Annotated in this window: 19 protein-coding genes; 6 read left to right on the forward strand and 13 right to left on the reverse strand. The window is 54.8% G+C overall.

Going from position 1 to position 24,765, the window contains the following annotated elements; all coding sequences use genetic code 11:
• Positions 1-39: 39 nt before the first annotated feature.
• A complete protein-coding gene (gene gyrA / locus VI01_RS00570) occupies positions 40-2,679 on the reverse strand; it encodes a DNA topoisomerase (ATP-hydrolyzing) subunit A (protein ID WP_038645778.1) in 2,640 nt (879 codons plus the stop codon).
• A 177-nt stretch (positions 2,680-2,856) separates the two neighbouring features.
• Between gyrA and ubiG the strand changes: the two genes are divergently transcribed.
• Positions 2,857-3,582, forward strand: a complete 726-nt coding sequence (gene ubiG, locus VI01_RS00575; RefSeq protein ID WP_045813635.1) for a bifunctional 2-polyprenyl-6-hydroxyphenol methylase/3-demethylubiquinol 3-O-methyltransferase UbiG — start codon at positions 2,857-2,859, stop codon at positions 3,580-3,582.
• A gap of 271 nt (positions 3,583-3,853) precedes the next feature.
• Here ubiG and lsrG read toward each other — a convergent pair whose 3' ends face one another.
• Positions 3,854-4,147: a (4S)-4-hydroxy-5-phosphonooxypentane-2,3-dione isomerase gene (gene lsrG / locus VI01_RS00580; protein ID WP_045813636.1), complete on the reverse strand. Its 294-nt coding sequence runs from the start codon at positions 4,145-4,147 to the stop codon at positions 3,854-3,856.
• Between the two features lie 209 nt (positions 4,148-4,356).
• Here lsrG and lsrK point away from each other — a divergent pair, with 209 nt between their 5' ends.
• From lsrK to yfaE, 4 genes are all read left to right on the forward strand, one after another.
• Complete coding sequence (lsrK, locus tag VI01_RS00585) at positions 4,357-5,928, forward strand: autoinducer-2 kinase (protein ID WP_045813637.1); 1,572 nt, start codon at positions 4,357-4,359, stop codon at positions 5,926-5,928.
• A gap of 465 nt (positions 5,929-6,393) precedes the next feature.
• A complete protein-coding gene (gene nrdA / locus VI01_RS00590; protein ID WP_045813638.1) occupies positions 6,394-8,679 on the forward strand; it encodes a class 1a ribonucleoside-diphosphate reductase subunit alpha in 2,286 nt (761 codons plus the stop codon).
• Positions 8,680-8,744: 65 nt separating this feature from the next.
• The gene (gene nrdB / locus VI01_RS00595) at positions 8,745-9,875 is read left to right on the forward strand and encodes a class Ia ribonucleoside-diphosphate reductase subunit beta (RefSeq protein ID WP_034825039.1); all 1,131 of its coding nucleotides are present in this window, start codon (positions 8,745-8,747) and stop codon (positions 9,873-9,875) included.
• 2 nt (positions 9,876-9,877) lie between these two features.
• Positions 9,878-10,138, forward strand: a complete 261-nt coding sequence (yfaE, locus tag VI01_RS00600) for a class I ribonucleotide reductase maintenance protein YfaE (RefSeq protein ID WP_045813639.1) — start codon at positions 9,878-9,880, stop codon at positions 10,136-10,138.
• Between the two features lie 59 nt (positions 10,139-10,197).
• On the opposite strand, the gene VI01_RS00605 is transcribed toward yfaE, so the two are convergent.
• Entirely contained in the window at positions 10,198-11,394 is a 1,197-nt protein-coding gene (locus tag VI01_RS00605; RefSeq protein WP_045813640.1) for a nicotinamide mononucleotide deamidase-related protein YfaY, read from the reverse strand.
• Positions 11,395-11,546: 152 nt separating this feature from the next.
• On the reverse strand, positions 11,547-11,855 hold the full coding sequence (gene elaB / locus VI01_RS00610) for a stress response protein ElaB (protein WP_034825045.1): 309 nt from the start codon (positions 11,853-11,855) through the stop codon (positions 11,547-11,549).
• Between the two features lie 291 nt (positions 11,856-12,146).
• Between elaB and VI01_RS00615 the strand changes: the two genes are divergently transcribed.
• Positions 12,147-13,805, forward strand: a complete 1,659-nt coding sequence (locus VI01_RS00615) for a glucan biosynthesis protein D (protein WP_045813641.1) — start codon at positions 12,147-12,149, stop codon at positions 13,803-13,805.
• Positions 13,806-13,956: 151 nt separating this feature from the next.
• Here the strand turns inward: VI01_RS00615 and VI01_RS00620 are convergent, their stop codons facing one another.
• The 9 genes from VI01_RS00620 to nuoG all read right to left on the reverse strand — a co-directional run bounded on the left by VI01_RS00620 (position 13,957) and on the right by nuoG (position 24,731).
• A complete protein-coding gene (locus tag VI01_RS00620; RefSeq protein ID WP_038645762.1) occupies positions 13,957-14,409 on the reverse strand; it encodes a GNAT family N-acetyltransferase in 453 nt (150 codons plus the stop codon).
• 166 nt (positions 14,410-14,575) lie between these two features.
• Positions 14,576-16,039 carry an NADH-quinone oxidoreductase subunit NuoN gene (nuoN, locus tag VI01_RS00625; protein WP_045813642.1) on the reverse strand — a complete coding sequence of 488 codons (1,464 nt, stop codon included), beginning with the start codon at positions 16,037-16,039 and terminating at the stop codon, positions 14,576-14,578.
• A 6-nt stretch (positions 16,040-16,045) separates the two neighbouring features.
• Positions 16,046-17,566 carry an NADH-quinone oxidoreductase subunit M gene (gene nuoM, locus VI01_RS00630; RefSeq protein ID WP_045813694.1) on the reverse strand — a complete coding sequence of 507 codons (1,521 nt, stop codon included), beginning with the start codon at positions 17,564-17,566 and terminating at the stop codon, positions 16,046-16,048.
• 220 nt (positions 17,567-17,786) lie between these two features.
• Positions 17,787-19,622, reverse strand: a complete 1,836-nt coding sequence (nuoL, locus tag VI01_RS00635) for an NADH-quinone oxidoreductase subunit L (RefSeq protein ID WP_045813643.1) — start codon at positions 19,620-19,622, stop codon at positions 17,787-17,789.
• Positions 19,619-19,921, reverse strand: a complete 303-nt coding sequence (gene nuoK, locus VI01_RS00640; protein WP_034825057.1) for an NADH-quinone oxidoreductase subunit NuoK — start codon at positions 19,919-19,921, stop codon at positions 19,619-19,621. The genes nuoL and nuoK overlap by 4 nt, the downstream gene beginning before the upstream one ends.
• On the reverse strand, positions 19,918-20,469 hold the full coding sequence (gene nuoJ, locus VI01_RS00645) for an NADH-quinone oxidoreductase subunit J (protein WP_034825059.1): 552 nt from the start codon (positions 20,467-20,469) through the stop codon (positions 19,918-19,920). Before nuoJ ends, nuoK begins: the two co-directional genes overlap by 4 nt.
• A gap of 10 nt (positions 20,470-20,479) precedes the next feature.
• Positions 20,480-21,022: an NADH-quinone oxidoreductase subunit NuoI gene (nuoI, locus tag VI01_RS00650; protein WP_034825061.1), complete on the reverse strand. Its 543-nt coding sequence runs from the start codon at positions 21,020-21,022 to the stop codon at positions 20,480-20,482.
• 11 nt (positions 21,023-21,033) lie between these two features.
• Positions 21,034-22,011: an NADH-quinone oxidoreductase subunit NuoH gene (nuoH, locus tag VI01_RS00655; protein ID WP_045813644.1), complete on the reverse strand. Its 978-nt coding sequence runs from the start codon at positions 22,009-22,011 to the stop codon at positions 21,034-21,036.
• Complete coding sequence (gene nuoG / locus VI01_RS00660) at positions 22,008-24,731, reverse strand: NADH-quinone oxidoreductase subunit NuoG (protein WP_045813645.1); 2,724 nt, start codon at positions 24,729-24,731, stop codon at positions 22,008-22,010. The genes nuoH and nuoG overlap by 4 nt, the downstream gene beginning before the upstream one ends.
• Between the last annotated feature and the right edge of the window lie 34 nt (positions 24,732-24,765).

A 24,765-nucleotide genomic window follows, 5' to 3' on the forward strand; every position in this document is an offset into this window, starting at 1 on the left:
CGGTTGCCCTGACCTGCCGCTGTTCTTCACCGCTGCGGATTACTCTTCTTCATCCACTTCAGGTGCATCGTCGTCGTTGTCGACTTCCGGCGCGATATCCTCTTCGCCTTCTGCGACGCTGCCGTCGATGGCGTCGAGTTCTTCCTCTTCCACCGGCTCAGCAACACGTTGCAGACCCACAACGTTTTCGTCTTCAGCGGTACGAATCAGAATCACGCCCTGGGTGTTACGTCCGACTACGCTGACTTCTGATACGCGGGTACGCACCAGCGTACCGGCATCGGTAATCATCATAATCTGATCGCCATCCACCACCTGCACCGCGCCAATCACTGGCCCGTTACGTTCGGTGACTTTAATCGAGATCACACCCTGTGTTGCACGCGACTTGGTTGGGTATTCGCTATTCGCCGTACGCTTACCGTAACCGTTTTGCGTCACGGTGAGGATGGCGCCCTCTTCACGTGGCACGATCAGGGAGACCACTTTATCGCCTTCGGCCAGTTTGATACCACGCACGCCCGAGGCTGAACGGCCCATGGCACGTACTGCGGTCTCAGCGAAGCGCACCACTTTACCCGCTGCAGAGAACAGCATCGCTTCATCGCTACCGTTGGTCAGTGCAACACCGATCAATTCATCATCTTCACGTAGGTTGATGGCGATGATACCGGCGCTACGTGGACGGCTAAATTCCTGCAGAGCGGTTTTCTTCACGGTACCGTCAGCGGTGGCCATGAAGATGTTAAAGCCTTCGGTGTACTCACGCACTGGCAGAATAGCGGTGATACGTTCGTTGGCTTCCAGTGGCAGCAGGTTAACAATTGGGCGACCACGTGCACCACGGCTCGCTTCTGGCAACTGGTAAACTTTCATCCAGTAGAGGCGGCCACGGCTGGAGAAGCACAGAATGGTGTCGTGGGTGTTGGCCACCAGCAGACGATCAATAAAGTCTTCTTCTTTAATACGTGCTGCGGATTTGCCTTTGCCACCACGACGCTGCGCTTCATAGTCAGTCAGCGGCTGGTATTTGACATAACCCTGATGCGACAGCGTGACCACAACATCTTCCTGATTAATCAGGTCTTCAATGTTGATGTCGGCGCTGTTGGCGGTAATTTCAGTACGACGCTCGTCACCAAACTGATCGCGCATTGCCACCAGCTCTTCGCGGATGACTTCCATCAGACGCTCGGCGCTCTGCAGGATGTGGATCAGTTCTGCGATCTGGTCCAGCAGTTCTTTGTATTCGTCGAGCAGCTTTTCGTGCTCAAGGCCGGTCAGTTTCTGCAGACGCAGATCCAGAATTGCCTGAGCTTGCTGTTCAGTCAGGTAGTACTGACCGTCACGAATACCGAACTGGGCTTCCAGCCATTCTGGACGTGCTGCGTCATCGCCCGCGCGTTCCAGCATGGTGGCGACGTTGCCCAGATCCCATGGCTGTGCCAACAGGCCCGCTTTCGCTTCAGCTGGGGTGGGTGCACGACGAATCAGTTCGATAATCGGATCGATGTTGGCCAGCGCAATGGCCAGACCTTCAAGGATGTGTGCACGGTCACGCGCTTTGCGCAGTTCGAAAATGGTACGGCGCGTCACCACTTCACGGCGGTGGCGCACGAAGGCTTCAATGATGCCTTTCAGCGTCATGATCTTCGGCTGGCCCTGATGCAGTGCCACCATGTTGATGCCGAAGGAGACTTGCAGTTGCGTCAGCGAATAGAGGTTGTTGAGCACCACTTCACCGACCGCATCGCGTTTGATCTCGATGACGATACGCATACCGTCTTTATCGGATTCATCACGCAGGCCGCTGATGCCTTCAACACGCTTCTCTTTTACCAGCTCGGCAATTTTCTCGATCAGGCGCGCTTTGTTTACCTGATACGGGATTTCATTGACGATGATGGTTTCGCGGCCGGTTTTTGCGTCGGTTTCAATCTCGCCGCGTGCGCGGATGTAAATTTTACCGCGACCGGTGCGATAGGCTTCTTCGATACCACGACGACCGTTGATGAACGCCGCAGTCGGGAAGTCAGGGCCGGTGATGTGTTCCATCAGGCCTTCAACAGTGATGTCTTCGTCTTCGATGAAGGCGAGGCAGCCGTTGATCACTTCCGTCAGGTTGTGCGGTGGAATGTTGGTCGCCATACCTACGGCGATACCGGACGAGCCGTTCACCAGCAGGTTAGGAATTTTGGTCGGCAGAACTTCAGGAATCTGCTCGGTGCCATCGTAGTTCGGCACAAAATCGACGGTCTCTTTTTCGAGGTCCGCCAGCAGTTCAGAAGAGATCTTCGCCATACGCACTTCGGTATAACGCATCGCTGCGGCGGAATCGCCATCAACGGAACCGAAGTTACCCTGACCATCTACCAGCATGTAGCGCAGGGAGAACGGCTGGGCCATACGAACGATACTTTCGTATACCGCGGAATCACCGTGTGGGTGATATTTACCGATCACGTCACCGACCACACGGGCCGATTTCTTATAAGCTTTGTTCCAGTCGTTACCCAGTTCGCTCATGGCAAAAAGCACACGGCGGTGCACCGGCTTCAAGCCATCACGCACATCGGGTAAAGCTCGGCCAACGATGACCGACATGGCGTAATCGAGGTAGGAGTTTTTTAACTCTTCTTCGATATTGACCGGTGTAATTTCTCTCGCAAGGTCGCTCATGGAGCCGCTATCCCTCTACATAATGCCGGTTTTTAATGGTGCGAAAGTATATCACAGTGGTTGCCCTCGGTGAACGTAAAGCGGGGTTTAATGCCGCTTTTCCTTGCAGGTGAGAGATGCGCTAGCAAGAGTTAAGCGTTTATACTGAGGGAATATTTTGTCAGGAGTCGTGATTCAATGAGTGAACAACCGCAGGAAAGCCGCCAAAACGTCGACCACGCTGAGATTGCCAAGTTTGAAGCAGTGGCATCGCGCTGGTGGGATTTAGAGGGTGAATTTAAGCCGTTACACCGCATCAATCCCCTGCGTCTTGGCTGGATTGCCCAGCACAGCAATGGCCTGTTTGGAAAGAAGGTGCTGGATGTCGGCTGCGGCGGCGGTATTTTAGCGGAGAGCATGGCGCGTGAAGGGGCCAACGTAACCGGGCTGGACATGGGCGCCGAGCCGCTGGAAGTGGCGCGGTTACATGCGCTGGAGAGCGGTGTGAGCGTGAACTATGTGCAGCAGACCGTGGAAGATCATGCGATTAGCCATGCGGGTGCCTATGACGTCGTGACCTGTATGGAGATGCTGGAACACGTCCCGGACCCGCGTTCTGTGGTGCTGGCTTGCGCGCAGTTGGTGAAGCCGGGTGGCGAAGTGTTCTTCTCTACCATTAACCGCAATCCAAAAGCATGGTTACTGGCAGTGTTCGGTGCCGAATACGTGATGCGCATGGTGCCGCGCGGCACGCATGACGTGAAAAAGTTTATCCGTCCCTCAGAGTTGCTGAACTGGGTAGATGAGACGCCATTGCGCGAGAGAGGCATGATTGGCCTGCACTACAATCCGCTGACCAATCAGTTCCGTCTGGGACGTGGTGTGGATGTGAACTATATGATTCATACCCATCGTCAGGATTGAGTTTTTTGCGTGGATTGGCGAATTGCCGCTGTGGGATCGGTGTATAAGCCAGTAAAGCCCCGCCCGATCGCAAAGGAAACACGCATCCATGCAGATCGGCCGCCGCATCCCGGCGGCGGATGCTTTGCTCTTCGGGCGGGGCTTTACTGGCCCTGAACGTTGATCATGGCTTTGGATCGTCTCTGTGGCAGTGGTGCATCTCTTAGTCATTGCTCATTCAAGAGTTCAACAAGTCATGCCTCTAAGTGTTAAGACGAAATGATGAACGCCCTTACTCAGGAAAAACCCCCTTAAACGCGGTTTTCTTTCTCGGTTCGCTCATCAGCGCCTCTAGCGCCTCGACGCAGGCCAGATAGTGCGGCGTTTTCTTGTGTGCTAACACCGCTGCCTCATCCGCATAAGCTTCATAAATAAAGAAGCGTGTCGCTTCACTACTGTCCTGCAAAACGTCAAAACGCAGATTGCCAGGTTCCTGCAATGCCCCTAAATGATTGAGCTTAAACACCCGCAAAAATTCGTCGATACAGTCGGGCTTCACGTTGATCTCTACCAGCGTTACTTCCATCGGCTTGTTCCTTTCATCACGATTTGCAGAGTGGCAAGCCTGGCCAGGCTCGCTGAATAAAACTCTCGCAGCGATCACAGTTCAAACTTTCAACGATGGGCTAAGCCCTTCATCTGGAGGTGAAAACGCTCACGCACCCCTATCTTTGCAGTAACACCCGTTGGGCCGTCGGTGTGGAGCACTCTTTCCTTTTCAACAGGAGTTTCGTGATGACACACCCCCCACATCTGATGGCGCTCGACGCCGGCACCGGTAGCATTCGCGCCGTGATTTTCAATCTTCAGGGTGAGCAAGTCGCGGTGGCGCAGGCTGAATGGCGGCACCTCGCCCTGCCCGATGTGCCAGGATCAATGGAGTTTGATCTCGAGCACAACTGGCAACTTGCCTGTCAGTGCATTCGACAGGTGCTGCAACAGTCACAATTGCCAGCCAGGGCGATACGGAGCGTGGCCTGCTGTTCAATGCGCGAAGGTATTGTGCTTTACAACAAAGCGGGCGAAGCGATTTGGGCGTGTGCCAACGTGGATGCCCGTGCCAGCCGCGAGGTGAGTGAACTTAAGGAAATTCACCACGGCCAGTTTGAGCACGAAATCTATCAGTGTTCAGGACAAACGCTGGCACTGGGCGCGATGCCGCGTCTGCTGTGGCTGGCACATCATCGACCTGATGTTTATCGTCAGGCCGCCACCTTAACCATGATCAGCGATTGGCTGGCGAAATGTCTCAGCGGTGAACTCGCCGTGGACCCATCGAACGCCGGCACGACTGGCCTGCTGGATTTACACACGCGGCAATGGCGCCCTGACCTGCTAGAGATGGCGGGATTGCGCGGGGATATCTTGTCTCCGGTAGCCGAAACCGGCAGCAAGCTAGGAGAGATTACGGCCGAAGCTGCTCGCCAGTGTGGTCTTGAGCAAGGCACGGTGGTCGGCATGGGCGGCGGCGATGTGCAGCTTGGCACTCTGGGGTTAGGCGTCGTGAATGCGGGGGAAACGGCTGTGCTGGGGGGCACTTTCTGGCAACAAGTCGTGAACTTGCCGCAACCACAGGTTGATCCTCAAATGAACATTCGCGTGAATCCGCATGTGATCCCCGGTATGGCACAGGCGGAAGCGATCAGTTTCTTTACCGGCCTAACCATGCGCTGGTTCCGTGATGCCTTTTGCGGCGAAGAGAAACTGCTGGCGGAGCGCCTTGGTGTGGATTGCTACAGCCTGCTGGAAGAGATGGCGGCTCGCGTCCCCGCCGGTTCGTGGGGCGTGATGCCGGTGTTCTCAGATGCGATGCACTTCAACAAGTGGTATCACGCTGCGCCTTCCTTTATTAATCTTTCCATCGATCCCGAACGCTGCAATAAACAGACGCTCTTCCGTGCGCTGGAAGAGAATGCAGCGATTGTTTCGGCCTGCAATCTGGATCAGGTGGCCGCCTTTTCCGGTGTCCAAACCTCACAGATCGTGTTTGCCGGTGGCGGTGCGAAGGGCAAATTGTGGAGCCAGATTTTGAGCGATGTCACGGGGCTGACGGTCAAAGTGCCGCAGGTAAAAGAAGCCACCGCCCTGGGCTGCGCTATCGCTGCAGGTGTTGCCGCTGGGGTTTACCGCAGTTTGCAGGAAACCGGACAGCAGTTAGTCCGCTGGGAGCGCGAATTTCACCCCAACGCAGAACACCACCAACTCTATCAACAGCAAAAAGCCAACTGGCAGAAAGTCTATGCCGACCAACTCACCCTGGTGGACAGTGGGTTAACCACCTCAATGTGGAAAGCACCAGGTTTGTAACTCACTGCTATCCAGATCAATTTCCTTTTAGACGCGTACCACGCTTTTTTGTAGGCTGCATTGGTCACAAAAAATTCATAAGCAATTTTAGATAAGTTCGCTACTGACGGCCTTGTCAGGGCTTTTTTGACTTCAGAAATTTTCGTGATGAGAAGCTTTGAGCAATAAACACGCGCTCGATCAAAAAGTGAAAAAAAAGTCGTTGGCAGTTGACACCATTGGCAGGCCTTACGGAATGGGGATCCAGGAATTTCGCCACCCCCCTGGACGGATTTTTTCGCGAAAATCAACTCTTGTGATGATCAGAATGCTGACTAGAATACTCACCATATTGTTGTTCAAACTTCCCGCACCCCCTATATATAGTGTTTATCCACAGGCTTACTCACAACGAGCGGCTTGTGCATAGACCTTGTGAATAGATGGGGGATAACTCACTCTTTCATGGACAGGTAAACACGCGACATGAACCAAAGTCTGCTCGTTACTAAACGCGATGGCCGCCAGGAGCGCATTGATCTCGACAAGATTCACCGAGTACTGGATTGGGCCGCTGAAGGGCTGAATAACGTCTCCGTGTCTCAGGTTGAGTTGCGCTCCCACATTCAGTTCTACGATGGAATTCGTACTTCTGATATCCACGAGACCATCATCAAGGCCGCTGCAGACCTGATCTCCCGTGATGCGCCGGATTACCAGTACCTGGCTGCTCGCCTCGCCATCTTCCACCTGCGTAAAAAAGCTTACGGCCAGTTTGAGCCGCCGAAGCTGTACGATCAGGTAGTGAAAATGGTTGAGATGGGCAAATACGATCGTCACCTGCTGGAAGATTACAGCGTAGAAGAGTTCGAGCAGATGGACGGTTTCATCGACCACTGGCGCGACATGAACTTCTCCTACGCTGCGGTGAAGCAGCTGGAAGGTAAATACCTGGCGCAGAACCGTGTGAGCGGTGAAATCTACGAGAGTGCCCAGTTCCTGTATATTCTGGTTGCTGCATGCCTGTTCTCCGGTTATCCACGTGATACGCGTATGGATTACGTGCGTCGCTTCTATGATGCCGTGTCTACCTTCAAGATCTCACTGCCGACGCCAATCATGTCGGGCGTACGTACCCCAACGCGTCAGTTCAGCTCTTGCGTACTGATCGAGTGTGGTGACAGCCTTGATTCCATCAATGCCACCTCTAGCGCCATCGTGAAATACGTGTCGCAGCGTGCCGGTATCGGTATCAACGCCGGTCGCATTCGTGCGCTGGGCAGCCCGATCCGTGGCGGTGAAGCCTTCCATACCGGCTGTATCCCGTTCTATAAGCATTTCCAGACGGCAGTGAAGTCGTGCTCACAAGGCGGCGTGCGTGGCGGTGCAGCCACCCTGTTCTACCCGATGTGGCATCTGGAAGTGGAAAGCCTGCTGGTGCTGAAAAACAACCGTGGCGTTGAAGGCAACCGCGTACGTCACATGGACTACGGCGTACAGATCAACAAGCTGATGTATACCCGTCTGTTGAAAGGTGAAGAGATCACCCTGTTCAGCCCGTCTGACGTGCCAGGCCTGTACGATGCGTTCTTCGCCGATCAGGACGAGTTTGAGCGTCTGTACACCAAATACGAGAAAGACGACAGCATCCGCAAACAGCGCGTGAAAGCGGTTGAGCTGTTCTCACTGATGATGCAGGAACGTGCTTCTACTGGCCGTATCTACATCCAGAACGTCGATCACTGCAACACCCACAGCCCGTTTGATCCGGCTATCGCGCCCGTCCGCCAGTCTAACCTGTGCCTGGAAATCGCGCTGCCAACCAAACCGCTGAACGATGTGAATGACGAAAGCGGCGAAATCGCATTGTGTACGCTGTCTGCCTTTAACCTCGGTGCGATTGACAGCCTCGACGATCTGGAAGAGCTGGCGACCCTCGCGGTACGTGCACTGGATGCGCTGCTGGATTATCAGGATTACCCAATTCCTGCGGCAAAACGCGGCGCTATGGGCCGTCGTACCCTGGGTATTGGCGTGATTAACTACGCTTACTATCTGGCGAAAAACGGCGTGCGTTACTCTGATGGCAGCGCCAACAACCTGACGCATAAAACCTTTGAAGCCATTCAGTATTACCTGCTGAAAGCCTCGAACGAGCTGGCGAAAGAGCAAGGTGCCTGTACGTGGTTTAAAGAGACCACTTACTCGCAGGGCATTCTGCCGATCGATACCTATAAAAAGGATCTCGATGGCGTTTGTAGCGAGCCGCTGCACCTGGATTGGGAAGCGCTGCGTGAGTCGATCGTTACGCACGGTCTGCGTAACTCCACGCTCTCTGCCCTGATGCCGTCTGAAACCTCATCGCAGATTTCAAACGCCACCAACGGTATCGAGCCACCACGCGGTCACATCAGCATCAAAGCATCCAAAGACGGTATTCTGCGTCAGGTGGTGCCAGAGTATGAGCGTCTGAAAGATCAGTACGAACTGCTGTGGGAAATGCCATCTAACGACGGTTACTTGCAGTTGGTTGGTGTGATGCAGAAATTTATCGATCAGGCGATTTCGTCGAACACCAACTACGATCCAAGCCGTTTCGCCAATGGCAAAGTGCCAATGAAACAGCTGCTGAAAGATCTGCTGACCGCGTATAAATTTGGCGTGAAAACCCTGTACTACCAAAACACCCGTGATGGTGCGGAAGATGCGCAGGACGACCTGGCTCCTTCCATTCAGGATGACGGCTGCGAAAGCGGCGCTTGTAAGATTTAATTAGTCAGACGCCCTATCTTGTCAGGGCCGGCAATGATCGGCCCTCATCACTTTTGGACTTAGCCATGGCTTACACCACATTTTCGCAGAACAAAAACGACCAGCTGTTAGAACCGATGTTCTTCGGCCAGTCAGTGAACGTTGCCCGTTTCGACCAGCAGAAATATGACATCTTTGAAAAGCTGATCGAAAAGCAGCTCTCCTTCTTCTGGCGTCCAGAAGAAGTAGACGTCTCACGCGATCGTATCGATTATCAGGCACTGCCAGATCACGAAAAACACATCTTTATCAGCAACCTGAAGTATCAGACACTGCTGGATTCAATCCAGGGTCGTAGCCCTAACGTGGCCCTGCTGCCGCTGATTTCGATTCCAGAACTCGAAACCTGGATCGAAACCTGGGCGTTTTCTGAGACCATCCACTCGCGCTCTTACACCCATATCATCCGTAACATCGTCAACGATCCTTCACTGGTGTTTGACGACATCGTCACTAACGAGCAGATTCTGGCGCGTGCGCAGGATATCTCGAAGTATTACGACGATCTGATCGAGATGACCAGCTACTGGCATCTGCTGGGAGAAGGCACGCACGAAGTGGCGGGTAAAACCGTGACCGTGAATCTGCGTGCGCTGAAAAAGCAGCTGTATATCTGCCTGATGAGCGTTAACGCACTGGAAGCGATTCGCTTCTACGTGAGCTTCGCCTGTTCATTTGCGTTCGCCGAGCGCGAGCTGATGGAAGGTAACGCCAAAATCATCAAACTGATTGCGCGCGATGAGGCTCTGCACCTGACCGGCACTCAGCACATGCTGAACCTGCTGCGCACCGGTGAAGATGATCCTGAAATGAAAGAGATCGCTGCCGAGTGCCGTGATGAGTGTTTCGACCTGTTCAAGAAAGCCGCCGAGCAAGAGAAAGAGTGGGCAGATTATCTGTTCAGCGGTGGCTCAATGATCGGTTTGAACAAAGATATTCTGTGCCAGTACATTGAGTACATCACCAACATCCGCATGCAGGCTGTAGGTCTCGATCTGCCGTTCCAGACGCGTTCTAACCCGATTCCATGGATCAACTCCTGGTTAGTATCGGATAACGTGCAGGTGGCACCGCAGGAAGTGGAAGTCAGTTCTTACCTGGTGGGTCAGATTGATGCCGAAGTCGGCGAAGACGACTTCAACGACTTCCAGCTGTAAGCATGAGCCGTTCTGTTGTTATTCTGCGCAGTTCCGGCTCCCGGCTGGAGTGCGCAGAAGATCATCCCAATCTGCTTGCTGCACTGGAAGCGCACAACGTGTGCGTGGAGTTTCAGTGTCGTGAAGGCTACTGCGGATCGTGCCGGATGCGTTTGCTGAAAGGCGAAGTGGCTTACGCGGAAACCCCATTGGCGTTTATTCAACAGGGCGAGATTTTGCCCTGCTGCTGCCGCGCCAAAGGGGAGATTGAGATCGAGCTATAAGCACCGGGTCGCCATCAATGGCGACCCGGTGAAATTCATCGCAAAGCCTGCCCACACACTTACTGTTTCACGGCTTCCAGCACATCAATCCAGCCATGCCCGGTACTGACTTCACTGCCGTGCAGCCACCGACGCAACATGTTCATCGCCATCATCGCCACGACTTTCTGCCGGGTTTCCGCATTGTGACGCCCATGGGTGAACTTCACGCGCTGGCCCCAGCTGGCTTCCGGCGTATGCAGCGCAATCGCCACTTCGCCCTCTTCCAGATTACCCACCGACAGCGCCAACACCGTGCCGTGATGCGCGGCCAGATTGCGCGTACGATCGACCTGAGCTTCCAGCGATTCATCATGAGGTGGCAGAATCTCTGCTGCGCTGAGCGGCACGTCCGCTGACGCCAGTTGCCAGTTCAGTAATCCGGCCGTGTATTGCTCGCTTAACGCCAGCCGGAAACCACGCTGTTGCAACTCATGCGCTAACAAAGCGGGTAAACCGACAGTGCCTTCGAAGATAGTGCATTCCGCCAACAGCAGCTTCACCTGCTGCCACGCCTGCTCCATCGCCACACGTTGGCTGGCCGGTCCGGTGAGTTTGATTTCGATGATTGGCATTGATGAGCGATAGCCCATTACCACACCTTCCGGCAACGGTAACGGCTCCAGTTCGGCGGCAATGTCACTCTCGCCGCGACCAAAGGTCGTCAGACGCAAACACAGCGGCGGCTCTGGCAAATCAAAACGCGCTTTCAAACGCGGAATGATCTCCTGCTCGACCATCACTTTAAATTCGGACGGCACGCCCGGCGTGAAGAATATCCAGCAGCGATTGAGCTGAAGTGCAAAGCCACACGCGGTACCCACCGGATTATCAATCAGCTCGGCATTCGCCGGAATTTCCGCCTGCTTGCGGTTGCTCGGCGCCATGATGCGTCCACGGCTGGCAAACCAGGCTTCCATTTTCTCCAGCCATTCCTGCTGGATCACCAATTCGGTGCCACACGCAGTGGCAGCGGCCAGCGCACTGAGATCGTCGCTGGTTGGGCCAAGGCCACCGTTCACAATCAGCACATCGGCAATCTGGCTGCGACTCTGCAGCGTCTCCACCAGCGAGGACATCGCATCGCCAACGGTACTGCGGCTGGTCATTGGCAAACCGTGCTGGAACAGCACATCCGCCAGCCATGCGGCATTCGTATCGACAATCTGCCCATGCAACACTTCATCGCCCGTTGAGAGCATTTCAACACGTATCACGTTACATTCTCCTTATCCCTGTCGCTTTACTGTAGAAAGCGCGCACGCGAAACACAATCGCCGTTGATGCGAAACAAGGATTCGAGACAAATGAGGGGGATAAAGCGGTAAAAAAGAGGAATCGGGCGTAACCGGCGTTACGCCCCGACTATTTAACGGCGGGCCAACAGTAAACCGACAAACAGGCCAGCGGCGGCGCCAATGCCAATCCCCTGCCACGGTTTTTCATGCACATAATCGTCGGCACGGTAGGCCGCTTTTTTGGCACGGTAATAATAGCTGTCAGAAGCCTGGCTAACGCGATTCTTCACGTCTTCCAGTGCTTGTTCCGCTTTAAGTTTCAATTCGATGTACTTTTGATCGGCCGGATCGCCCGACGATTTCAGTACTTCTTCCAAGGTTTCTGTCAGTAGCGCCAGGTCGTCATCAAGGCGAGTTTCAAATTGATCTGAAGATGACACGTTATACTTCCTCCATGCTCGTCACTTATCGTTGTTTAACTATAGTCATAAATTCGGTATTTGCTGCGCGCAAGGGATTAGGATTACGCTGGGTTTTACTCGACTCAATGCAAAGTTGCGTAATCCGCGCTGTTGCAGCGTGAATTCTGCTTCGCTTATTTGATTAATCTGATAAATTTTTGTCAGACTGAATTTTTTAATTTCGCGACTGTCGTATCCCCTTGTAGCCAGACGTAATGCGTCTTACGACAGTCACAACACACCAGAGCAGCTAAGGATTAGATTTCCGGCATGAATCGTAGAAAATTTATGAAAGCGTCCATGGCCCTCTCTGCCGCAAGCGGCATGACCGGGCTCTCCTCGCTGTTTGCGCAGTCCGCCTGGGCCGATGATGGCATCGCCGACGGCACCGCAGTTCGCTTCGATTTCGACTCACTGAAAAAGAAAGCCTCCGCGCTGGCGAAACAGCCCTGGGGCGGCGCACCCGGCCCGCTTCCTGACACCCTGGCCAATCTGACACCGCAGGCCTACAACGAAATTCAGTACGATGCCAACCATTCGCTGTGGAACAACATTCCCGATCGCGAATTAGATGTGCAGTTCTTCCACGTGGGGATGGGCTTTAAACGCCGTATCCGCATGTTCTCAGTGGATGCCGATAGCCGTGAAGCGCGCGAAATCCACTTCCGTCCCGAACTGTTTAACTACCACAACGCTAACGTCGATACCCAACAACTGGTCGGCAAAACCGATTTGGGCTTCGCCGGTTTCCGCGCGTTTAAAAAGCCAGAACTGGCGCGTCGCGATATCGTCTCGTTCCTCGGTGCGAGCTACTTCCGTGCTGTTGATGAAACCTTCCAGTACGGCTTGTCAGCGCGCGGTGTGGCAGTAAACACCTTTAGCAACGGCCACGAAGAGTTCCCGGACTTTACCGCCTTCTGGTTTGAAACACCGAAAGCCGACGACACCACCTTCGTGGTTTATGCGCTGCTGGACGGCGCCAGCGTGACCGGTGCGTACAAGTTCACTATCCACTGCGAAGAGAAACGCGTGGTGATGGAGGTGGAAAACCACCTGTTTGCCCGTAACGACATTCGTCAGCTCGGCATCTCGCCGATGACCAGTATGTTTAGCTGCGGCACCAACGAGCGTCGCATGTGTAATACCTATCATCCACAAATCCATGACTCCGATCGTCTGGCAATGTGGACCGGTAAAGGGGAATGGATTGCACGCCCGCTGAACAACCCACAACGCTTGCAATTCAATGCTTATGAAGATGAAAACCCACGTGGTTTTGGTCTGCTGCAGCTCAACCACGACTTCAAAGATTATCAGGATGTCATTGGCTGGTACGACAAGCGCCCAAGCCTGTGGGTTGAGCCGATTGGCAAGTGGGGCAAAGGCGCCATCAACCTGATGGAGATCCCGACGACCGGTGAAACCCTGGATAACGTGGTGTGCTTCTGGCAGCCAACGGAACCGGTTAAAGCGGGCAGCGAATTTAACTTCCAGTACAAACTTTACTGGAGCCAACTGCCGCCCGTGCGCAGCGGGCTGGCGCGCGTGGATGCCACACGTACCGGCATCGGCGGTTTCCCGGAAGGTTGGGCGCCAGGCGAGCACTTCCCCGATCAGTGGTGCCGTCGCTTTGCGATTGATTTCGTCGGTGGCGACCTGAAAGCCGCTGCGCCGAAAGGCATTGAGCCGGTTATTACAGTCAATGCTGGCACCATCAAGCAGGTTGAGATTCTTTATGTGGAGCCGCTTAACGGCTACCGCATTCTGTTTGACTGGTATCCGAACAGCGACTCTACTAAGCCGGTGGATATGCGCCTGTTCCTGCGCACCAAAGATGAGACCTTAAGTGAAACCTGGCTGTATCAGTATTTCCCACCGCCGCCGGATCAGCGTAAATACACCGATGACCGACAGATGACGCCGGGCTGATATCCCCCTAAAAAGTTCGAATTTCGGGAAGGCAGCAAACGAGAGAACCCGATGAGCTGACTCAAGTCAGTGATTCGGGTGAGCCAGAGCAGCCAACTCACCGGTAATTTGAAGTATGACGGGTATAAATGGCGAGGAGAATTCCTCGCCATTACGCTTTCTGCATACCAATGTGCGGAATGTTATCTTCCATGTAAACGTCCCCCACCGCTTTGAAGCCAAGACGACCGTAAAACCCTTCCAGATGGGCCTGCGCTGATAAATAAATAGTGCGTTGCGGCCAATGGGTATCGCAGCTCTCCAGTGCTTTCTCCATCAGTCGATAGCCCAACTTCAGGCCACGCGCTTCTTCGGACACGATCACGCGACCAATCAGCACCGGGGCGCTGTCCAGTGAGGGCGTAAGCACGCGAGCGTAGGCCAATAATTTTCCGTCAAGGAAGCCCATAATGTGGCGATTCTCTGCTCGCAAATCCTGACCATCTACGTCTTGATAGGGGCAGTTTTGCTCCACAATGAATACGTGATTGCGCAGTGCCAGCACGGTATACAACTGCTGTGCACTCAGTTCACTGTGGTGGCAATCAAGCCATTGCATTTCCATGATGCTTCCTTGTCTGAGCGAAAAAAGTGATCCCCTGAGAGTATCACAGCGCGCGGGTATTAAGCAGCCGTACAGGGTTGCCGCATTGCCTTGTCGTGATCGCATTCTCAGATTACAGGCAAAAAAAATCAGGCCCTTGGGCCTGATTTCTGAGGTCAAATCGCATTTACATCAGCGGCTGTGCCAGCTGCACCAGCGAGATCAGTGGCTGCGGATAGACACCCAACAGCAGTACCAGAATCGCCGAGATCAGCACCACCACACCACCGGCGGTGAAGGCCCAGTTGGCTGGCGTATCACGATCGCGCGTGTGCATCTCAGGCGGACTGAGGTACAGGCTCACCGTCACACGCAGGTAGTAGTAAAGACCAATTGCACTACCAGCAACCACCGCCGCAGTCAGCCACCACAGGTGTGCGTTCACACCGGAGGCGATCACATAGAACTTACCAATGAAGCCCAAGGTCATCGGGATACCGGCCAACGACAGCATCATCACGGTCATTACCGCTGACAGAATCGGACGGTGCCAGAACAGACCACGGTAAGAGTAGAGCGTATCAGCATCCGGGCCACGGTACGGGCTGGACATCAGGCTGACCACACCGAACGCGCCGAGGCTGCTGAACAGGTAACCCGCCAGGTACACACCCGCCGTTTCCAGCGACAGCTGATGGGTTTTCACCGCAATCAGCGACACCAGCAAATAGCCCAGGTGAGCGATCGATGAGTAACCGAGCAGACGTTTGATGTTGCTCTGCGAAATCGCCATCAGGTTACCGAACAGAATCGACACAAAGGCGATGACACCCAGCACGGTGCGCACGGCTTCGCTGTCCGTCACTGGCGCGTATAGGAACAAGCGCATCACCACACCAAAGATGGCGATTTTGCTGGCGGTGGCCAGGAAGGTTGAAACCGGCGCAGGCGCACCCTGATAAACGTCTGGCGTCCACAGGTGGAACGGAACCAGTGACAGCTTAAAGCCGAGGCCGATAATCATCATGCCCAAACCGACCAGCAGCAATGGTTGCTGGATCATGCTGTCATTCAGGCTCTTACCTAACTGTACGAAGCTCAGGCTGCCCGAATCGGCATAAATCAGCGCAATACCGAAAATCAGGAACGATGAGGCCGCCGCTGACAAGATCATGTATTTCAGCGCCGCTTCCAGCGAACGTTTCTGGCGGAAGGCGTAGCCGATAAGACCAAACAGCGGCAGTGACAGCAGTTCAATACCGATGAACAGTGCCGCCAGATGGTTGGCACTTGCCAGCACGATGCCACCGAGCGCCGCAATCAGCACCAGCAGATAGAACTCATCTTTGTTGTCCGGGAAACCGGCCAGCCACGGATAAGCAAAGGTGCAGGTCGCGAGGCTGGCCAGCAGCACCAGCGCGGTGTAGAACATCGAGTAGCCGTCAACGCGCAGCAGCGGCGTGACATCCATGGCGCCGACATGACCGACAAACCACAGTGAAAACAGCGCCACGTTCAGGCCAATGACCGTCAGCGTGGCATTGACAAAGTGGTTGCGTCGCCACGCAATGGACAGCATCACCACCACCACCGTCAATCCGACGATCAACAGCGGTAGTAACGCAATCAGATGTTGAGGAGTTATTGTCATGGCGAATTACGGCCTTGTAGTTGAAATTGAAGCGGTAAACCACTGCTGAATATTGCTCATCGCAGCGTGAGAGGTATCAAGGATCGGCTGTGGATAAACACCCAGCAGAACCAGCAGCACCACCAGCACGCCGATCGTCATGAATTCACGCGGTGACATGCCCGGCAGCGGATCTTTCGATTTCGCTTCGCCGTAGTAAGCGCGCTGCATCATCACCAGCGAATACACCGAGGCAAACACCAGGCCAAAGGTGGCAATCACGATAATCACCGGCACCACCTGGAAACTGCCGGTCAGAATCATAAATTCGCCGACAAAGTTACCGGTGCCTGGCATACCGAGGTTGGCCACCGCGAAGAACAGCGACAGGCCTGGAATCCATTTAATGCGTGACCACAAACCACCCATCTGACGCAGGTCACGGGTATGCAGACGCTCATACAGCTGACCACACAAAATGAACAGTGCTGCGGCGGACAGGCCGTGAGCAATCATCTGAATCACCGCGCCCTGGAACGCCAGCTGGCTGCCGGTGTAGATAGCAATCAGCACGAAGCCCATGTGCGAAACGGAGGTATAAGCAATCAGACGTTTGATATCCGTCTGCGAGAACGCCATCCAGGCACCGTAGAAGATACCCAGTACACCGAGCCACATAGCAATCGGCGCAAACTCTGCGGAAGCATTCGGGAACAGTGGCAGGCTGAAACGCAGCAGACCGTACGCCGCCGTTTTCAGCAAGATACCTGCGAGGTCAACCGAACCGGCGGTCGGTGCCTGACTGTGCGCATCCGGCAACCAGCCGTGCAGCGGCACCACCGGCATTTTTACGGCGAAGGCGATAAAGAAGCCGAGCATCAGCAGATATTCAACGGTGTGCGACATTGGCGTTTTCAGCAGTTCTTCGTAGCTGAAGGTCCAGACGCCGGTGGCGTTGTAGTGCACAAACACCAGCGCCAAAATCGCAATCAACATCACCAGACCCGAAGCCTGGGTATAGATGAAGAATTTGGTTGCGGCACTGATACGCGTTTTACCGTCAGAGGCTTTGTGACCCCAGAGCGCGATGAGGAAGTACATCGGCACCAGCATCATTTCCCAGAAGAAGAAGAACAGGAACATGTCGATGGAGAGGAACACGCCAATCACACCACCGAGGATCCACATCAGGTTGAGGTGGAAAAAGCCCTGATACTTCTCGATTTCATTCCAGGAACAGAGCACCGCCATCAAACCGAGCAGGCCGGTCAGCACCACCATCAGCAGTGACAAACCGTCAATAGCCAGATGGAAGTTAATACCGAAGCGTGGAATCCATGGCACCGAGAAAGTCGACTGCCACTGCGGCATTCCAGCAGCCTGGGTGAGTGAATAGCCTCCCTGCAGCCACAACTGCAGACCGAGTGCCAGCGTCAGCCCCATGGTGATCATGGCGATCCAACGCGGCACTTTTGCGCCGAGGCGCTCTGCTAACCAGCAAAGCAGACCCCCAACAAAAGGTATGATTATTAGCCAAGGTAATAGCACGGCATACTTCCCTTTTTTCAACCTGATTTCGAGCTATCTTGCTTGCCACTTCCATCACCGTCAGCGCTCGCCACCCTCACGTACAAAATACGCTTTGGTTGCTGCACACTAACGGCAACGAAACGGGCTATATCAATAACGCTTCGTCATTCAGGCAATTTTTCACATTCGCTTCTGGGGTGAAAGAACCCTTGATCCTCTCGCCCCCGCTCATCAATCTTTAAATCACCAGCATCAGCGCCAGTACCACCACGGCACCGACACTCATGGAAGCCACATACCAGCGCAGGTAGCCGTTCTCGCTTACCACCAAACCTTTATTACCGATGCGCGACAGCAGCGCAGGCAGGTTCATCAGTGAGTTCAGCGGATCGCGCTTCAGCAACCAGGCAATGCCGAGATAAGGTTTCACAAACACCTTGTCATACAGCCAGTCGAAGCCCCATGCCGCAAACCACCAGGTGCCGAAGAAACGGCCCGGCGCGCTGTTAGCAACGCGGGTGACCAGCTGGCGTTTACCGAGCCACAGGGCAGCAGCAATCAGGATGCCGACAATCGCGACCACGCCTGAGGTGATTTCCAGTGCCACTTTTCCGCCCTCACCGAATTCATTCTGCGGCAGCACGCCCGCCAGCGGTGGCGTAATCATGGCGCCAACGAAGGTGGAGAGCACTAACAGAACAATCAGTGGCAGATGGTGAGTAATGCCTTTGCCCGCATGCGCATGAATTTTCTCTTCGCCGTGGAACACGATGAAGATCATGCGGAAGGTGTAGATTGAGGTCAGGAATGCACCGACCAGACCCGCCACCATCAGATTGATGTGACCATTCGCCAGCGCACCAAACAGAATTTCATCTTTACTGTAGAAACCTGCGGTAATCAGCGGCAGTGCCGCCAGCGCTGCGCCGCCCACCAGGAAGCAGGTGTACACCAATGGGATGCTCTTACGCAGGCCGCCCATTTTGAAGATGTTCTGCTCGTGGTGGCAGGCCAGAATGACCGAACCAGAAGAAAGGAACAGCAGTGCTTTGAAGAAGGCGTGCGTCATCAAGTGGAAAATGGCCGCGTCCCATGCCTGTACGCCCAGCGCCAGGAACATGTAGCCGATTTGACTCATGGTTGAGTAAGCCAGCACGCGCTTGATGTCGGTTTGCACCAGCGCGGCAAAGCCTGCCAGCACTAAGGTGATCGCACCCACAATCCCCACCAGATGCAGCACTTCCGGCGTCAGCAGGAACAAGCCATGGGTACGCGCAATCAGGTAAACACCCGCGGTCACCATGGTGGCGGCGTGGATCAGCGCTGATACCGGCGTAGGACCCGCCATCGCATCGGCCAGCCACGTTTGCAACGGCAACTGTGCAGATTTACCGACCGCACCACCCAACAGCATCAGGGTTGCCCACTGCAGCATATGGTTGTCAGCAGCGAAGTGCGCAGGCGCCAGCTCCACCAGCTCGCGGAAGTTCAGCGTACCCAGCTCGTTGTAGAGAATGAACAGCGCGAAAGCCAGGAACACGTCACCGACACGGGTGATGATAAAGGCTTTCATCGCCGCTTTGCCGTTCTCTGGGTTGCTGTAGTAGAAGCCAATCAGCAGATAAGAGCACAGGCCCACGCCTTCCCAACCGAGATACATCAGCATCAGGTTGTCGGCCAGCACCAACACCACCATGCTCGCGATGAACAGGTTGGTGTAAGCGAAGAAGCGTGAATAGCCCTCTTCACCGCGCATGTACCATGAAGCGAACATGTGGATGAAGAAACCGACACCCGTGACCACCGACAGCATGGTCAGTGACAAGCCGTCCAGTACCAGATTCACTTTGATATCAAAGTGGCCGACCTGAATCCATGTCCACAGCGCCTGAGTAAAAGGCTGTTGACCATTGCTGAAGAAATCCATACCAACGAAAACGGTGGTCAATGCCGCCAGACCGACCGATCCCATTCCCACCGCTGCCGACAGATTCTCCGACCAGCGACCACGGGAAAACGCCAATAGCAGGAAGCCAATCAGCGGAAATAATACGGTTAAATAGAGAAGATTCATCCGCGCATCTCGCTCACTGTGTCAATGTTCAGCGTCTGACGACGACGATAGAGCTGGAGCAGCAGGGCCAGGCCAATGCTGGCTTCCGCCGCCGCGAGGCTGATCGCCAGAATGTACATCACCTGGCCGTCAGCTTGTCCCCAGTAGCTACCTGCTACCACCAGCGCCAGTGCCGCGGCGTTGATCATGATCTCCAGACCAATCAGCATGAACAGCAAATTGCGGCGCAGTACCAGCGAGGTCAGGCCGAGAACAAACAGCACAGCAGCCAACATCAGGCCGTGTTGTAACGGGATCATGCGTGATCCTCCTTATTCGCATGTGCATCAGCATGGCGATTGCTCAGCACTTCGCCCTGCCGCTCTTCACGTCCGATATGGAAGGCCACCACCAGACCGGCCAGCAGCAGCATTGACGCCAGCTCAACCGCCAGTACGTAAGGACCAAACAGACTGATACCGACCGCTTTCGCATCGATGACGGTGCCATCGATACCCTGATCGTGCGCGGTGCTAATGGCGTAAATCATCACTACCAGCAGCAACAGGGAGACGATGCCAGGCCCAATCCACAGCGAAGGCTTCAGCCACTCGCGCTCTTGGTCCTGCTGAGTTTTGCCCAGGTTCAGCATCATCACCACGAACACGAACAGCACCATAATGGCACCGGCGTAAACGATGATCTCCAGCGCACCGGCAAAGTAGGCGCCCATCGAGAAGAACACACCCGCAATCGAAAGCAGCGAAACAATCAGGTACAGCAGCGCATGTACCGGATTGGTGTGCGTGATGACGCGTAATGTCGTCAGCACCGCCACCAGTCCGCAAAGATAAAACGCAAATTCCATACCTGGCTCCTTAAGGTAACAAGCTTTTGACGTCGATTGGCTTGGCTTCGTTTTCCGCTTCGCCCTTCTCTTTCCCGTCGATCGCCATACCCGCCATGCGATAGAAGTTGTACTCCGGATATTTACCCGGACCGGAAATCAGCAGGTCCTGCTTCTCATACACCAGATCCTGACGCTTGAACTCACCCAACTCGAAATCGGGGGTCAGCTGAATCGCCGTGGTCGGGCAGGCTTCTTCGCACAGACCGCAGAAGATGCAGCGCGAGAAGTTGATGCGGAAGAACTCCGGATACCAACGACCATCAACCGTTTCCGCTTTCTGCAGTGAGATACAACCCACTGGGCAGGCTACCGCACACAGGTTACAGGCAACGCAACGCTCTTCGCCGTCGGGATCGCGCGTCAGTACGATACGACCACGGTAGCGCGGCGGCAGATAGACCGGCTCTTCTGGATACATCTGGGTTTCGCGCTTGGCGAAGGCGTGCATGCCTATCATCCAGATACTGCGCACTGTCGTGCCGAAGCCAACGACAATATCTTTTAAAGTCATCTCAAAACCCCTTACTGCGCGCTGTACAGAATCACTGCGGCGGTCGCCAGCAGGTTCAATAACGTCAACGGCAGACACACTTTCCAGCCGAACGACAGCACCTGGTCATAACGTGGACGCGGGAGCGCAGCACGAATCAGGATAAACATCACCATAAAGAACGCCGTTTTCAGGGCGAACCAGATGAATGGCGGCAGGAATGGACCGTGCCAGCCACCGAAGAACAGCGTCACAATCAGCGCTGAAACGGTGGTGATTGCCACGTATTCACCGACGAAGAACAGACCGAACTTCATACCGGCGTATTCGATGTGGTAACCATCGGCCAGTTCCTGTTCCGCTTCTGGTTGGTCAAACGGATGACGGTGACACACCGCGACGCCCGCGATGCAGAAGGTCACGAAGCCGAAGAACTGCGGAATGATGTTCCACAAGTGCGTCTGGCTCTCGACGATGGCGTTCATGTTGAATGAACCGGCTTGCGCCACCACACCCATCAGTGACAGGCCAAGGAACACTTCGTAGCTCAGCGTCTGCGCCGACGCACGCATCGCACCCAGCAGCGAGTATTTGTTATTACTCGACCAACCGGCGAACAGCACAGCGTAGACTGCCAGGCCCGCCATCATCAGGAAGAACAGCAAACCGATATTCAGGTCGGTGACCATCCAGGTAGGCGAAACCGGCACGATAGCAAACGCCAGCAGCAGCGAGACAAAGGCAATAACCGGTGCCAGAGTAAAGATGAAGCGATCGGTAAACGGCGGAACCCAGTCCTCTTTGAAGAACATTTTGATCATGTCAGCGGCGAGCTGCAGCGAGCCGCCCCAGCCAACACGGTTCGGTCCATAACGGTTCTGCCATAAGCCGAGCAGACGACGCTCGGCGAAACTCATAAAGGCACCACAACCCACCACCACCAGCAGGATCACAATGGTTTTCAGGATCTGGATGAGGATGTCGATAGCGTCCGGTGTCAGCCAGCTCATTGTGCAGCCTCCTGCAGTTTGTCAACTTGCGCACCTGAGAGGAACGGCGGCACACCTGGCATACCCAGCGGCAGACCCACCTGCCCTGCTTGCAGGGAAGTGGAGAAGCGTACTGGCAGACGCAGCGTTTCACCGGCACAAACCAGTTCAACCGCAGAGCCGTTGTTGACGCCCAGTTTCTCTGCATCAGCCGGGTTAATCACCAGCGTGGCTGGCGACATACGCTTCTGGAAGGTCGGTGAACGCTGAGTCATCTCTTCACTACCAAACAGCTGATAGTAAGGTGCAACGCGATATTGGCTGCCTTCAACAAAGCTTTCTGGCACGGCGGTGAACCACGGCAGTGATCCTTCGCTCGCTTCAAACAGACGCACACCTGGATCGCCATGACGCAGTTTGCCACCGACTTCAGCCTGGAACTTGTTCCATGCTTGCGGTGAGTTCCAGCCTGGAGCCCAGGCGAATGGAATCTGCGAACGTGGTGCGCTTGGTTGGTTGTTACCCTCCATTGAGAAGGCAAACATGGTGTCTTTGTCTTGCGGCTGACGCGGTTCGTGCACGCTAATATTGGCACGCATCGCGGTACGGCCACTGTTACGGTGCGGTGAACGCGCCAGTTTCTGACCGCGAATACGGAAGCTTGCGTCCGGCGCCGCGTCTTTAATACCTTTCAGCTGCGGCAATGCTGCAACGGTGGCATCGATCACGTGATCAAGCAGCGTCCAGTCAATCTGACGGCTTTCAACAGTGCTATGCAGCGAGTGCAGCCAGCGCCAGCTCTCCAGCATCACTATGTTGTTGTCGTAGTAAGACGGATCGTAAACCTGGAAGAAACGCTGTGCGCGGCCTTCCTGGTTGATCGAGGTGCCATCACTCTCTGCGAAGCTCGCAGTCGAGAGCACCAGACCGGCTTTTTCCAGCGTCGCCGTGCGCTGATGATCAACCACAATCACGTGTGCGGTGTTGTGCAAAGCCGCATCCACGGTGGCTTTCGGTGCGTGACGGTAAAGATCGTTTTCCAACACCACAAGCGCTTCCGCTTCGCCTTTATCCAGCTGTTCCAGCGCGCTATCCAGCGATTGTCCACCCATCAGGCCGAGACCAAAGCTGTTGGCGGCACCCGCAAGGAAGGTGATACCGACATCGGCACCGCGACCTTTCAGTGCTTTCGCCACGTTGGCGGCCGCTTCAATCATCGCGGTGCTGCCAGAGTGGGTACCAGAAATTATCAGTGGCTTTTTGGCACCGGCTAACGCCTGTACCACCACATCCAGCTTGCCGTTCAGCTTGCTGTCAAAGCCACTGACGGCTGGAGCTGTTTCATCGAGCGCATTGGCAATGGCGAAACCGAGACGAGCCTGATCTTCCACCGGTGCGCGATAGCTCCACGCCGCGATATCATCAAGGCGGGTTTCATCAACGTTGGTGACAAACAGCGGATGTTTGGCGTGCTGACCGATGTTCAGGATCGCCGCGATCTGCCAGTCAGCCACTTTCTGGGCTGCTGCCATTTCACGCGCTTTGCCTTTCACCGCCTGGCGCACAGAGAGTGCGACACGCGCACCAACCTGCGTCAGATCTTCACCCAGCACCAGCACCGCATCGTAGCTTTCGATTTCACGCAGTGATGGCGTATAGATACCGCCTTCCTGCAGTACTTTCAGCATCAACTCCACGCGTGCTTGCTCAGCGGCAGGCATACCGGTGGAGAAGTTTTCCGCGCCGACGAGTTCACGCAGCGCAAAGTTGCTTTCAATGCTGGCACGCGGTGATCCAATCCCGATCACGCGCTTCGCCTGACGCAGTACGTCAGCCGCCGCATTCACCGCTTGTTCAGCGTTGAGGCTGACCCAATCGTTACCGCGTTTCTGTACCGGATGACGTGGACGATCTTTACGGTTTACATAGCCGTAACCGAAGCGACCGCGGTCACACAGGAAATAGTGGTTTACGGTGCCGTTGTAGCGGTTTTCAATACGACGCAGTTCACCATAACGCTCGCCTGGGCTGGTGTTACAACCCACGCTGCACTGCTGGCAGATGCTCGGTGCGAACTGCATATCCCATTTACGGTTGTAGCGTTCGGAGTGCGTTTTATCGGTGAATACGCCGGTCGGGCAGATTTCGACCAGGTTACCGGAGAACTCGCTCTCCAGCGTGCCATCTTCCGGGCGACCGAAGTAAACGTTGTCATGGGCACCGTAAACGCCAAGATCTTTGCCGTCTGCGTAATCTTTGTAATAACGCACGCAGCGATAGCAGGCAATACAGCGGTTCATTTCATGGGAGATGAACGGGCCGAGGTCCTGATTCTGGTGCGTACGTTTGGTGAAGCGGTAACGACGGAAGCTGTGGCCCGTCATGACCGTCATATCTTGCAGATGGCAGTTACCGCCCTCTTCGCACACTGGACAGTCGTGCGGGTGGTTGGTCATCAGCCATTCCACCACGCTTTCACGAAACTCTTTCGCTTCGCCATCGTCGATGGAGATAAAGGTGCCGTCCGACGCCGGTGTCATGCATGACATAACAAGACGACCACGGGTATCTTCGGCATTCTGGAATTGCTTCACCGCGCACTGGCGGCAGGCACCCACGCTTCCCAGCGCCGGATGCCAGCAAAAATAAGGAATATCAAGGCCCAGAGAGAGACACGCCTGCAACAGGTTGTCGGCTCCGTTCACATCATATTCTTTACCGTCTACATGGATTGTAGCCATAGTGAACATGCTTCCGTAAGGCTCGCCCTAAGAC

Source organism: Pantoea sp. SM3, assembly GCF_000963995.1.
Lineage (GTDB): Bacteria > Pseudomonadota > Gammaproteobacteria > Enterobacterales > Enterobacteriaceae > Pantoea > Pantoea rwandensis_B.